The 12,290-nt window shown below is 50.2% G+C and carries 13 protein-coding genes and 1 tRNA gene; 10 read left to right on the top strand and 4 right to left on the bottom strand.

Translation table 11 applies throughout. The annotated features are described in order from the left end of the window. The first annotated feature begins 2 nt into the window (after nucleotides 1-2). Nucleotides 3-695 (top strand): outer membrane lipoprotein chaperone LolA, encoded by a 693-nt coding sequence (lolA, locus tag Q7T66_RS12925; protein WP_304933718.1) that lies wholly within the window; start codon nucleotides 3-5, stop codon nucleotides 693-695. Nucleotides 696-822: 127 nt separating this feature from the next. Then, on the top strand, nucleotides 823-2,115 hold the full coding sequence (locus Q7T66_RS12920; protein ID WP_304933717.1) for a replication-associated recombination protein A: 1,293 nt from the start codon (nucleotides 823-825) through the stop codon (nucleotides 2,113-2,115). Between the two features lie 84 nt (nucleotides 2,116-2,199). Here the strand turns inward: Q7T66_RS12920 and Q7T66_RS12915 are convergent, their stop codons facing one another. Continuing rightward, nucleotides 2,200-2,415 carry a hypothetical protein gene (locus Q7T66_RS12915; protein WP_304933716.1) on the bottom strand — a complete coding sequence of 72 codons (216 nt, stop codon included), beginning with the start codon at nucleotides 2,413-2,415 and terminating at the stop codon, nucleotides 2,200-2,202. A gap of 146 nt (nucleotides 2,416-2,561) precedes the next feature. Here Q7T66_RS12915 and serS point away from each other — a divergent pair, with 146 nt between their 5' ends. Further along, nucleotides 2,562-3,857 (top strand): serine--tRNA ligase, encoded by a 1,296-nt coding sequence (gene serS / locus Q7T66_RS12910; RefSeq protein WP_304933715.1) that lies wholly within the window; start codon nucleotides 2,562-2,564, stop codon nucleotides 3,855-3,857. Between the two features lie 36 nt (nucleotides 3,858-3,893). On the opposite strand, the gene Q7T66_RS12905 is transcribed toward serS, so the two are convergent. After that, complete coding sequence (locus Q7T66_RS12905) at nucleotides 3,894-5,888, bottom strand: GGDEF domain-containing protein (RefSeq protein ID WP_304933714.1); 1,995 nt, start codon at nucleotides 5,886-5,888, stop codon at nucleotides 3,894-3,896. Nucleotides 5,889-6,164: 276 nt separating this feature from the next. Between Q7T66_RS12905 and Q7T66_RS12900 the strand changes: the two genes are divergently transcribed. From Q7T66_RS12900 to Q7T66_RS12890, 3 genes are all read left to right on the top strand, one after another. After that, nucleotides 6,165-6,252, top strand: a tRNA-Ser gene (locus tag Q7T66_RS12900). 180 nt (nucleotides 6,253-6,432) lie between these two features. Continuing rightward, a complete protein-coding gene (locus Q7T66_RS12895; protein ID WP_304933713.1) occupies nucleotides 6,433-6,702 on the top strand; it encodes a hypothetical protein in 270 nt (89 codons plus the stop codon). 263 nt (nucleotides 6,703-6,965) lie between these two features. After that, nucleotides 6,966-7,580: a hypothetical protein gene (locus Q7T66_RS12890; RefSeq protein WP_304933712.1), complete on the top strand. Its 615-nt coding sequence runs from the start codon at nucleotides 6,966-6,968 to the stop codon at nucleotides 7,578-7,580. A 133-nt stretch (nucleotides 7,581-7,713) separates the two neighbouring features. Here Q7T66_RS12890 and Q7T66_RS12885 read toward each other — a convergent pair whose 3' ends face one another. Continuing rightward, nucleotides 7,714-7,914, bottom strand: coding sequence for a hypothetical protein (locus tag Q7T66_RS12885; protein ID WP_304933711.1), 201 nt, complete (start codon nucleotides 7,912-7,914; stop codon nucleotides 7,714-7,716). Nucleotides 7,915-8,164: 250 nt separating this feature from the next. Here Q7T66_RS12885 and Q7T66_RS12880 point away from each other — a divergent pair, with 250 nt between their 5' ends. The 4 genes from Q7T66_RS12880 (at nucleotide 8,165) to Q7T66_RS12865 (ending at nucleotide 10,550) form a co-directional block, all read left to right on the top strand. Next, nucleotides 8,165-8,416, top strand: coding sequence for a hypothetical protein (locus Q7T66_RS12880; protein ID WP_304933710.1), 252 nt, complete (start codon nucleotides 8,165-8,167; stop codon nucleotides 8,414-8,416). An 83-nt stretch (nucleotides 8,417-8,499) separates the two neighbouring features. After that, nucleotides 8,500-8,727, top strand: a complete 228-nt coding sequence (locus Q7T66_RS12875) for a hypothetical protein (RefSeq protein WP_304933709.1) — start codon at nucleotides 8,500-8,502, stop codon at nucleotides 8,725-8,727. Between the two features lie 37 nt (nucleotides 8,728-8,764). Next, nucleotides 8,765-8,998, top strand: coding sequence for a hypothetical protein (locus tag Q7T66_RS12870; RefSeq protein ID WP_304933708.1), 234 nt, complete (start codon nucleotides 8,765-8,767; stop codon nucleotides 8,996-8,998). 193 nt (nucleotides 8,999-9,191) lie between these two features. Beyond that, nucleotides 9,192-10,550 (top strand): DUF4010 domain-containing protein, encoded by a 1,359-nt coding sequence (locus Q7T66_RS12865; RefSeq protein WP_304933707.1) that lies wholly within the window; start codon nucleotides 9,192-9,194, stop codon nucleotides 10,548-10,550. Between the two features lie 124 nt (nucleotides 10,551-10,674). On the opposite strand, the gene Q7T66_RS12860 is transcribed toward Q7T66_RS12865, so the two are convergent. Further along, a complete protein-coding gene (locus Q7T66_RS12860) occupies nucleotides 10,675-12,084 on the bottom strand; it encodes a DEAD/DEAH box helicase (RefSeq protein ID WP_304933706.1) in 1,410 nt (469 codons plus the stop codon). Between the last annotated feature and the right edge of the window lie 206 nt (nucleotides 12,085-12,290).

The following is a 12,290-nucleotide window of genomic DNA, read 5'->3' as shown; positions in this document are numbered from 1 at the left end:
ACATGAATAAGAATTCACAAAAAGATAATTTTAAGCAGAAATCCTTGGTGGCAAAAGCACTCGACTTGCGCGTTGCATTGTTCGCCACAGTGTTGGTAGCAGGTGCATTATTTTTGACTTCGCAAGCGCACGCTGCCGCGCTTGATCAGTTCAAGTCTTTCGTATCATCGACACAGTCGGCGAAAGGTGAGTTCACGCAGCAACTAGTCAAGGTTGAAAGCGGCAAAAGCAAAATATCGAATAAATCCTCAGGCACATTCAGCTTTGCGCGTCCGGGTAAATTCATCTGGACCTATCAAAAACCGTACGAGCAATTGCTGCAAGCCGATGGTGAAAAACTTTATATCTACGATAAAGATTTGAACCAGGTCACGATCAAGAAGCTGGGCGATGCGCTCGGTTCTTCCCCGGCTGCGATCCTGTTCGGCAGCAACGATCTGGAAAAGAATTTCACACTGAAAGAAGCTGGCACCAAGAACGGTTTGGAATGGATGGAAGCGACACCGAAAGCCAAAGATACGACCTTCGATCATATCGGCATAGGTCTGCGTAACGGCGTACCGGAAGCAATGGAATTGCGTGATTCTTTCGGTCAGGTTTCACTGCTTACCTTTACCAAGTTTGAAAAAAATCCTGCGATGCCTGCAACGCAGTTCAAATTTACAGTGCCGAAAGGTGCCGACGTTTTTCAGTAATCTTTAAAGTTGGCTTGCCAGACGTAAGCCAAGCTTGTTGACGTACAGTGCGACGCCAGTTTGATTGTTCAACTGGCGTCGATTTCATTCTCGCTATCGAAGCACATTTTCAGCGTCAAATTTATTCATGAGTTTTATCCCTCTCGCTGAACGGCTACGCCCGCATACCCTTGACGAAGTCATAGGGCAGCAGCACATCCTTGGTGAAGGCAAACCTTTGCGCGTGGCGTTCGAATCGGGCGAGCCCCATTCGATGATTCTGTGGGGGCCGCCTGGCGTTGGCAAGACGACGCTGGCGCGCCTGATGGCTGATAGCTTCAATGCTGACTTCATTGCCTTGTCCGCAGTTTTATCTGGCGTCAAGGATATTCGCGAAGCGGTCGAGCGTGCGCAATTGTCGCGCGGTGCGATGGATCGGCGCACGATCTTGTTCGTCGACGAAGTACATCGCTTCAACAAGAGCCAGCAAGACGCTTTTTTGCCGCATGTGGAAAGTGGCTTGTTCACCTTCATCGGTGCGACAACTGAAAATCCGTCCTTCGAAGTCAACGGTGCTTTGTTGTCGCGCGCCTCGGTTTATGTGTTGAAGTCGCTGGATGAAGATGATTTGGCGGCGATGGTCGATCGCGCATCTGCGACTGAACTTGACGGACTTACTTTTACGCCCGATGCCAAAGTAACCTTGATCGGTAGCGCTGATGGCGACGGCCGCAAGTTGCTGAACAATCTGGAAATCGTCGCGCGTGCAACGCAAGCGAAGAAGCTCAAACAGGTTGATGCCGAGTTATTGAAAGCCTGCCTGGGCGATGCCTTGCGCCGTTTTGATAAAGGCGGCGATGCGTTTTACGACCAGATTTCTGCCTTGCATAAATCGGTACGTGGCTCGAATCCCGATGCGTCTTTGTATTGGTTTGTACGGATGTTGGATGGCGGTGCCGATCCACGTTATCTGGCGCGCCGGATTGTCCGTATGGCGAGTGAAGATATCGGCCTGGCCGACCCGCGCGCCTTGCGTCTGACGCTGGATGCAGCGGAAACGTATGAGCGACTCGGTTCGCCGGAAGGTGAGCTGGCACTCGCGCAAGCGGTGATTTATCTGGCGTGTGCAGCAAAATCGAATGCGGCCTACAAAGCGTATAACGCGGCGCGCGCGCATGTCGCCAAGGATAAGTCGCGCCTCGTGCCTGAGCATTTACGCAATGCGCCTACCAAGCTGATGAAAGAACTTGGCTACGGCAAGCTGTATCGCTATGCGCATGATGAGCCGGATGCGTACGCGGCGGATGAAACGTATCTGCCGGATGGGATGGCGGAGCCGCACTGGTATCAGCCGACACCGCGCGGGCTGGAAGGCAAGATCGGTGAAAAACTCGCCTATTTGCGTTCGCTTGATCAGGCTGCTAAGAAAAGCAAAAAGTAAGCGCCGTAATCTCGCTCTAAATTTTCAGTCGTAATCTGCATTGTGAATCTTGCTAAATGCTGATTACGCCGATTTTTGGCTGATTTATTTCGGCTCGTCTGATTTGGCAGAAAACCGGATTTTGATCTGCTTGATGAAAGCGTAAGCTGCGCCCAGGCTAATCCCGCCAGCGATGCCATAGCCGATGCCGCCGCCATGTATTAAATATTGCCTGCCACTCCACATCGCGACGCCGACCGCAAGCGTCAAGCCAACGATCAGGATGGAGAAGGGAATAGGGCGTGGTGTTTGATCTTTCATGATGTTTTGTTTGCCGGCTTTTTAAGAATACGCAATGGTAACGCAGGCCTAGGCCATGGTGAACAGCGATGAATTTTCCCGACTACGTTGGAATCTCTGCCCGCCTTGGTACAATCTCGTTTTGATTCATCTTTTCGCGCCCTCCCATGATAGACATTCAATTTCTTCGTAAAGACATCGCCACCGTTGCCGAGCGCTTGGCCGGTCGCAAATTTCAGCTCGACGTCAACGCTTTCAATGCACTGGAAGCTGAGCGCAAGCAAATTCAATCCGGCACAGAAGACTTGCAAAACAAGCGCAATACGCTGTCCAAGCAAATCGGCGCATTGAAAGGCAAGGGCGAAGATACTTCGGCCGTCATGGCAGAAGTGGCTGGCATCGGTGATGAATTGAAAGCATCGGCTGCGCGACTCGACATCTTGCAAGCTGAAATCAGCAAGTTCATGCTGGCGATCCCTAACCTGCCGCATGAATCGGTACCGGTCGGCAAAGATGAAGCGGACAACGTTGAATTGCGTAAAGTCGGCACGCCACGCAGCTTTGACTTTGAAGTGCGTGATCACGTCGATATCGGCGCTGGACTGGGTTTGGATTTTGACGTGGCAGCGAAGATTACCGGCTCACGTTTTTCGGTCATGAAAGGCGGCATCGCCCGTCTGCATCGCGCGCTCGCACAATTCATGCTGGATACGCACACCGCAGAACACGGTTACACCGAATGCTATACGCCCTACATCGTCAACGCCGATTCACTGCAAGGCACCGGTCAGTTGCCGAAGTTTGAAGCTGATTTGTTTGCGGTAAAAAAAGGTGGGCAGGAAGGCGAGGGCGAATCCTTGTATCTGATTCCTACCGCTGAAGTGCCGCTGACTAATATTGTGCGCGATGAAATCGTCGCTGCCGATGCGTTGCCGATTTTGATGACGGCGCATTCACCTTGCTTCCGTTCTGAAGCGGGTAGCTACGGTCGCGACACGCGCGGCATGATACGTCAGCATCAATTCGACAAAGTTGAAATGGTGCAGGTCGTACATCCTGATAAATCGTATGAAGCACTGGATGAAATGTGCGGCCATGCTGAAAACATCTTGAAAAAACTTGGCCTGCCATATCGCGTCATCACGCTGTGTACTGGCGATATGGGTTTCGGTTCGACTAAAACCTACGATCTGGAAGTATGGTTGCCTGCGCAAAATACCTACCGTGAAATTTCATCGGTATCGAACTGCGAAGCTTTCCAGGCACGTCGCATGCAAGCGCGCTTCCGTAATGCGCAAGGCAAGCCGGAATTGGTACACACACTCAATGGTTCAGGCCTGGCAGTTGGTCGTACCTTGGTTGCATTGCTGGAAAATTATCAGCAAGCTGATGGCAGCGTCATCATTCCAGAAGTATTGCACCCGTATATGGGCGGCTTGACGCGCTTGTCACCAAAAGCGTAAGTCGACGATAAACTAAGTGCTCGTTAAAGTGATTAATTAAAGCAGTGGTGCGATCAGTTCAAGTTGAGCTGAATCGTCATCTGTTTTTTCATTGAGCCACGGTCCTTGGCGACGGTCTATAAACAGGCTGTTACCAAGGATTTTTTTCGCCTGTTTTTTTGCATCGGCCATTGCGCTGGCAATTTGATGGTGTGACACATAGTGGCCGGGTTCAATTTTTACCAGTCCTAAAGATATTGTAACGAGCGCGTGAAATACTTTTTTGCCGCGCCTGTCTTCGCTAATGTAGCCGGCATTTTTACGATCTTCTTCATTGTAAAAATCCGGCACTGCAGCTGCGAATACATCGAGGATTGTGCGGCAGCGTTCTTCCCAGTCGTCATTCTGGAACAGGATGATGAAATCGTCGCCACCAATATGGCCGACAAAGTCACGTTGCGGATCACAGTATCCACTCAGGATTTTTCCGGTTAAACGCAGGATGTCGTCGCCCTTGCGATAACCGTAAACGTCGTTGTACGGTTTGAAGTGATCGAGATCGACATAACAGGCGCAGAACGGTGTACCGTTTTCCAGCAGGCGGTCTATGTGTTCGTAGATCGGTACATTGCCTGGTAATAGCGTCAATGGATTGGCATAGCGCGCAGCGTTGATTTGCATCTGCGTAATCTCGCGCATCAGATCGTGTGCATTTCCCATACCTAAATATTGACCAGCATCGGTAATGATAAAACCGTTGAACAAGTGATGACGGTCGGCGTCGACGATGATTTGACTAAGCGCATGCAGTGCCGTATTTTTATCTGTAATGAGCGGATTCGCATCCATGAACAACGTGCATGATTTCTTGCCATGCAGCTCACGCAGGTACGGGCGGGCGAAGCGATCAATCAAATTGGCGCGCGTGATCAAGCCGATCGGCGTGCCATTTGATACCACTGGTAAAACTTCCAGCGTCGGATCGCTGTTGAACATTTCATAGATACGATTGTTTTGTATCTCCGGCGATACGGAAGGCACGCTGCGTAACAGTTTCAACGCCGTCAGCATTTTGTGGCCGCGTCCTGCTTCATGCGGATAGACTGCGACGCCGTTGTGACGCAGCAGGTTACGCAGGTCTGTGGATATCGTGGTCGCCGGTAAGGCGGTCGGTCTCGCGATTTTATAGCCTTGGCCGTAAGCGACGCCGAGATCGCGGATCATCAATAATTCGGCATCAGTTTCTATGCCTTCTGCAATCACGATGGTGCCGGATTTTTCGGCGATTTCCTGTATCGATCGTACGAATTGCAGCTTGATTGGATCTTGATTAATACCTTGCACGAAGTGCATATCGATCTTCACATATTCCGGACGTAGCTCCGACCACAAGCGCAAGCTGGAGAATCCTTCACCCAGATCATCAATCGCGATACGGAAGCCCATCGCACGGTAATGCGTGACTGCTTCACGCAACAGATCGTAGTCGTACGTCGGCTGGCTCTCTGTCAGTTCAATAATCACGCGCTCTGGATTGATGCCGACTTCATGGATGTAACCCAAGGTCTCGCCATGTCTGACGTCAGGTTGTATCAAGCATTCAGGGCTGACATTCAAGAACAGCTTGCCAGGCAAATGCAGCTCAGCGAATTTTTCCAATGTGATGCGACGGCATAGGTGTTCGACTTCAACGCTCAGGTTGCAATCGCGCGCCACCTTGAACAGATTCAAAGGCGAATGCAATGGACTATCAGACGGCCCACGGATCAAGCCTTCGTAGCCTATTATCTCGCCGGTTTGCATCCGAATAATCGGTTGAAAAAGCGGCGTCAACTCACGGTTCTGTATAACTTCTTTTAGTCTCTGCGCCAGATGGTCGTCTGTTGCTGAGGGGCTTTCATGTATGGCGACATCATTGGCGGCTGGTGACAAGTGAGTCTCCTTGGTTCTGAACCGTAAAGGTTGCGCACGCGGCACTGCGCTCACATCGAGTGCGTGCTCTGCGAGCGCAATGCTCTTTAGTTCGGATGGCTTTGCAGGGGAAGATGACATCAAAATAACTCTTCGCTTCATGACGGTACGACGATTGAATAGACTGGTCTCGGCTGAATAGTACTGATGATTTATGACAGGATGATGATAGGAAATATTGCATCATTGGCAATGCGCTTGCACGAGGGTTCAGGGCAAGACGAGATGGAGTATGTGAATCGTAAAGTTAGATCGGCAGATCGCATTCAGTCGCGCAAGGATGGGGTTTCCCATTGCAAAATACTCTGCTATACTCTTCGACTTCACTGCATTCGAGCGCAGTGATAGACCCAATTAGGAGAGGTGGCAGAGTGGTCGAATGTACCTGACTCGAAATCAGGCGTACCGCAAGGTACCGAGGGTTCGAATCCCTCTCTCTCCTCCAGAATTTGTAGTTTAGTGAATAACCCGCTTCTAGCCTTGTGCTGACGCGGGTTTTTTGCTTTTCAATGATCGTTGTTGCGAACCTTGTCGTGGATGTTTGACGCATGAACAAACGTTCACACATGCTTAGTCTGCTTTAGTTCTGCTAGCATGCAATTTCATCATTAACTGCGGAGGAATAATGCAACAAGCGTCCAAAGAGTCATATAAGTCGCATTACGAAACCTATAAAGGTTGGAGTGTGGCTGTGCAAATTTCTGCACATATGTCGCGTATCGATACCGACAGAGATGCGGCAGATTACATTCCGCGCGTTGTGGTGACAGAACATGATGGCGTTAATTTCAAGGACAAGGAAGTTGCAGACGGCGGTTCGTACTTAACGCCTGAGCTTTGTATCGAACACGGCGTACGTACTGCGCGCGAATACATAGATCGCAAGGCGAAGTAAGGTTTGATCCGAGCTCTATGTACAAGCGTGCTTGGCTATGGAGCTCAAAATATGTTTTAAAAAGCCGCTTACGAGCGGCTTTTTTGTTGCACGCATCATCTTTAAATTGCTCTACTATTCATTCAAATACTTGTAGCGCGCGTGCCGGTTTTATCTGTGGAAATGAATTCATATTCAGGTGAGCCAGCGAACATTTAATAAATACAAATTCAGATAGTCTGTTTTCATGCCCGGCTTCAGAGGATCTTCATAAAGGAAATGCCATGAGCAAAATGAGCGGTGAAAAAGCATCCCAGTTAGCCATTAATTTGATTGAAGAACAATTACAGGTATTGCCAATCGCGATCGCTATGATTTGGCAATCTGCAGACGTGGGAAATGTTGAAGAAGGTTTGCTGGCCGAAGTACTGAAAAGAAAACCACGCTTGCCTAAAACCGGCTCCGCTGGGAACATCGCCGCATCCTATGCAGCAGTTGATCCTAAATGGGATTTTCATGCATCAACGCGGGCCTTGCACTCAGACCCACTGCAAAAAAATCGCTATCTGCGCGTGGTCATCAGTAATGTGTTGCTGACGGTTGGTGCTTATTTTAAAGAAAACAACATGGCTGAGATGCGGACTCCGGAGGTGCAATTTCTGGGGCATGTTTATAACGCGATTCTCAACGAAAATACTTTCGATCTCGAGGAAGGTTATTTGCCGATTGCAACCTTTGATGGCTTGGTGATTGATAGCAGACTCAACCAAACTCCGTTGTTTGGAGATGGCACAGCGGAAGGGTTTATGGAGTTCGGTGACGCGATTGCCTTGCTGCAGTGGTTGTCACGCTTCTTGCGCGGAGAAAAGAATTTTGTTTCCGGTGGTGATGCAGGCTAATGCTTGAAGCTAGCAAGCTGAACGGCGGTGTCATGATAAAAGTGACACCGCCGTTTTTTGTGACGAATCTATCTGCTTAAAAATAATTCGCTCTTCACTCTATGTTGTAGACGAGTCGATGAGCAAATTATTATCAATACAGAGGAATTAAAACTTCTCCAGAAGCCATCTTGAAATTGTTTGGATCGGTTGGATCCAGTTCAAGATATTCGGCTTCATCAGTGACATAACATTCGTTGCCTGGACGGGCATTTGTCGGGATCAATTTGATCACTGTGCAGGTAGTGCCTGTGGACTGATTCTTGAACTGACCGATCACGGATGTACTAGACATGGTGTCTCCTAAATGACGTTTTTACTGGTAGCGATTACATAGCAATGAACGTGTGATGACAATCCCATAAACATGGGGTGAATAACGTGCTGCAACTATTTCGAATCCGAGATGGCTGAATCGTCAGTTGCTATATGTTTTTGCTAGGTACTTGCTGTTACTTATTTGCTTCGAGGAAGCGAGTAAGAGAGCGCTTAAAAAATCTTTTCTTCTGCCGTGCTAGGATGGACTTGTCTATGAGGAGACCGCCATGCCGTCCGAAAAAATGGGCTCTTATGAAGTGGAATATTCTGCTGTCCATGCTGCCGATGGCAAAGGCTGGGTCGCACATGTAGCTGTCTACGGTCATTCGACAAATCCGATGCACAGGAATTGTGTGTTCCCCGATCAGCGTGTGTCATTGGAAGCCGTCTTTAAAACCAGCGAAGAAGCAGAGGACGAGGCGCGCAGAGCTGCCGTCGATATGCTGGAATCGCATGGCAAACATCCTGCCGCTGAATAGCCTCGCGGTGCAAATAGCGCTGAACCTTTTACATTCCACGGTATCTCTAATATAGATTGAAACTGAATAATCAGGAGATCGATATGAGTGAGTTTTTACCAGAACCACAGCGCCATGTATTCAAGGCTTATGCGACCAAATTAAAAGACGGCACTTTTTCCGGACATGTTTCGCATTCGATAGAAGGTGAGCCGGCCACTGCGGAAAAAATTTACGACACAGGTACAGTCGGCACGGAACGTGAGGCCCTGGATGAGGCACATGCTTTCATCGCGCGTTATGTGGCAGATCACCCTGAAGGTCGTGAATAAATTTTTTTGTCCTGGACATATTTAACAAGGAGGCCTCATGAGTAGAACACCCGACGCGATTTACCACGGTTATGAAATATTCACGATGCTGGTGCCAACCGATCGCGGACTATGGTCTGCTACCAGCGAAATAGAAATTAATGGTGCCGACGGCATCGATATATCGCAAGGTTTTGGCGGACCCTGTGAAGCGCATACCAGTGCCGAAGCCAAGGCGCTTGTTTTAGCCGAGACGAAACAGAAGATAGACGATCTGCTTGCGAAGCCTTAGCAACGAAGTCCTTCGACAGGGTTCACTCCCGATCTCTAATTAAGCCGCAGATGTCGTCATCTGCGGCTTAATTATTTAGGGCGCACTTTGCTGAGTGCCTTTATGCGCACTTCTCATAAAAACATGCGTGCTTTGAGCGGACAATCCACGCTGACTGGTTTATAGTTTCTAATTAGACACTTGGCTTTTCATCATGACTGACCCGCACACCCTTACCAACGTCGTTGAACCTTTGATTCAGGTTGGCATGTCGCTGCCTGAAATTAAATGGCCGTATCTGGTCAGCCTGACGCGCTTGAGCCTGGCACTCGCACTCGGCTTGTTAATTGGACTGGAGCGCGAGCGGCGCGGCAAGGAAGCTGGCCTCCGTACTTTTTCGCTGATCGCATTACTAGGCGCAATGGGCGGCACACTCGGTGACAACTACGCGTATCTGATTTTGATGCTGACGGGTGTTCTGACGGTCTTCCTGAACATACAGCGCTTGCGTACCAACGACAGTAGCGAGCTCACTACGTCGGCAGCGATGTTGATTACTTGCGTCGCCGGCATTCTGTGCGGCAAAGGTCATACAGCGACGCCAGCGTCCATCATCGTGATCGTGACTGCGTTGCTGGCATGGAAGGATAGGCTGACCGGTTTCAGTCTTGGTCTGACAGAGAATGAAATGCGTTCGGCCCTGTTGCTGGCTATTCTCGCCATCGTGATTTATCCGGCGCTGCCGGTCGGCACAATAGGCCCATGGAATTTGATCGAACCCCGTGCCGCCTGGGTCACGGTGATCCTTATTGCAGGTATCGGCTTCGTCAACTACGTGCTGTGGAAGATGTATGGCACGCGCGGAATTGTGATGGCGGGTTTCCTCGGTGGTTTGGTGAATAGCAGTGTGACCGTTAGCGAGCTGGCATCGCGCGCCAAGGACAATCAACGTGATACGGTTAGTGCTGCGTATCGCGGGATTTTACTGGCAACTGCGGCGATGATTATTCGCAATGGTGCATTGCTATTGATACTCGCGCCGACTGCAGCATTGGCGGCGACCATTCCGTTTATATTGATGCTCGCGATTAATGCTGGCTGGTTTTTCTTTGACGCGAATGCAAGGCAAAAACCTGCAGAAAATCCTGCACAGTCAGTCGATCTGCCATTGCCGTTTGCGCTAGGTGCCGCGTTGAAATACGGATTGGTGTTCTTGATCCTGCATATCGCTGGCGTGATTGCTCAGCAGACTTTGGGCGAAGCCGGCTTCTATGCGGTCAGCTTGGTCGGCGGCGTAGTTTCCAGCGCGAGCGCGGTGGCTGCTGCGGCCAGTTTGGTCACTAGTGGTTCTGTGCCGGCACATATTGCATCGACAGGCGCAGTGATTGCATCGCTGGCGAGTGTGTTGATCAATCTGCCGCTAGTGTTGCGCGCACATAATCGCAAGCTGACATTAAGGCTATCAATCGCGATGGTATCTATTTCAGTAGTCGGCATAGTCGGTGCTTTTCTTGCGAAGCCTTTGATGTCTTGGCTGCTTGAAACATTTCCAGTGCTGTCGCAATTCAATTGAGATTGTGGTCGCAGCGTGTAGTACACGCATGTCATTAAGGACAATAAAAAAGGCCGTTCCCTCATCAGGAACGGCCTTTTTATTTGATCGCGTCAAGTCACAGCATGACTTGAAAATTCAACGATTAACGCTCGCCGAAAGGACGGCGTGTTGCGCCGCCTGCATCGCTGGTACGTGGGCCTTTGTTGTAGCCGCCGCCATCGTTGCGTGGAGCATTTGGTTTGCTGAATGTACGTTGACCTGGTTTAGCCGCGTTGCCACGGTTGTCGCCTGGTTTCCAGCCGCCTGGTTTGTGGTTCGAACGTGGAGCCGAAGCTGTACGCTTTGGTTCAAAACCTTCGATAACCGAGACCGGGATCAATTGCTTGATGAAGCGTTCGATACGTTTGACGTTCATGCCTTCTGCATGATTGACCAACGAAACCGCGACGCCGTTACGACCAGCACGGCCGGTACGACCGATACGGTGAACGTAGTCTTCCGGGAACTTCGGCAGATCGTAGTTGAATACGTGGGTGATCGCTGGTACGTCGATGCCGCGAGCAGCAACGTCGGTAGCAACCAAGACACGGATTTGACCGCGGCGCAGGCCGTCGAGTGTACGGTTACGTGCACCTTGATGCATGTCGCCATGCAGCGCAGCAGCAGCGAAGCCAGCGATATTCAAACGATCAGCGATCGTGTCTGCATCGCGTTTTGTCGCGGTGAACACAACAGCTTGATCCATGGTTTCGTCACGCAGCAAATGATCGAGCAGGCGATTTTTGTGCGACAGATCGTCGACAAAATGCACAGCTTGCTTGATGTTTTCATGCTTGGTAGCGGAACCAGCGATCTGGATGATCAATGGGTCTTTGGTGATGCGTTTAGCCATGGTGCCGACGGTGCCGTCGAGCGTGGCCGAGAACAACATGGTTTGACGACCTTCTGGTGTTGCTGCAACGATTTTTTCGATGTCATCGATAAAACCCATGTCCAGCATGCGATCAGCTTCGTCCAGTACCAAAATTTGCAATTCCGAGAAATCGATTTTGCCCGATTCCATGTGGTCGATCAAACGACCTGGCGTAGCAACCAGGATCTCTGGGTTCTTCGCCAACAATTGCATTTGTTTTGGGTAAGGCATGCCGCCCAGGATCGAAATAGCTTTGACACGTTTCATGAACGCGCCGTACTTGTCGGTCGAAGTGGTCACTTGCAAAGCCAGTTCGCGGGTTGGGGTCAACACCAGCATTTTTGGTTGAGCAGCTTTAAAACGTGGGCGATCGCCGCGTGAGCGTGCCGATTGCGCTTCCTGATTTGGCGTTCTGCCGCCTTCAGGTGCTTGTTGTTCTGATTGAACTGCAAATTTGTGCAACGCAGGCAGCATGAATGCCGCTGTCTTGCCGGAACCTGTTTGTGACGAAACCATCATGTCACGGCCTTCGATCGCAGCAGGAATCGCTTGTGCTTGCACGCCGGTAGGGGCGGTATAGCCGGATTCAGTCAATGCTTTGATGATGGACGCGTGGAGACCTAGTGATTCAAATGTCATTATTTTTCTTTCGTATAAAGCAGCGCAGCAGGATCTGACCCGGATCGTGTCCAAGCGGAGACTGCGAAATGCGCAAAAATGCAAAGCTAACCAAACGAAACAGAAACAGCTGTGAAAACTCTGAGAGATTTCGGCACAAAAGCTTTGCGCCGGGACGGTGTATAAACTTCAACACCTGAAGGCGGGAGGGCTTTATCGTTAATGCT

This window comes from Herminiimonas sp. (assembly GCF_030655415.1).
Note: the sequence above shows the minus strand (reverse complement) of the source record. Positions and strands in the feature narration are given on the sequence as shown.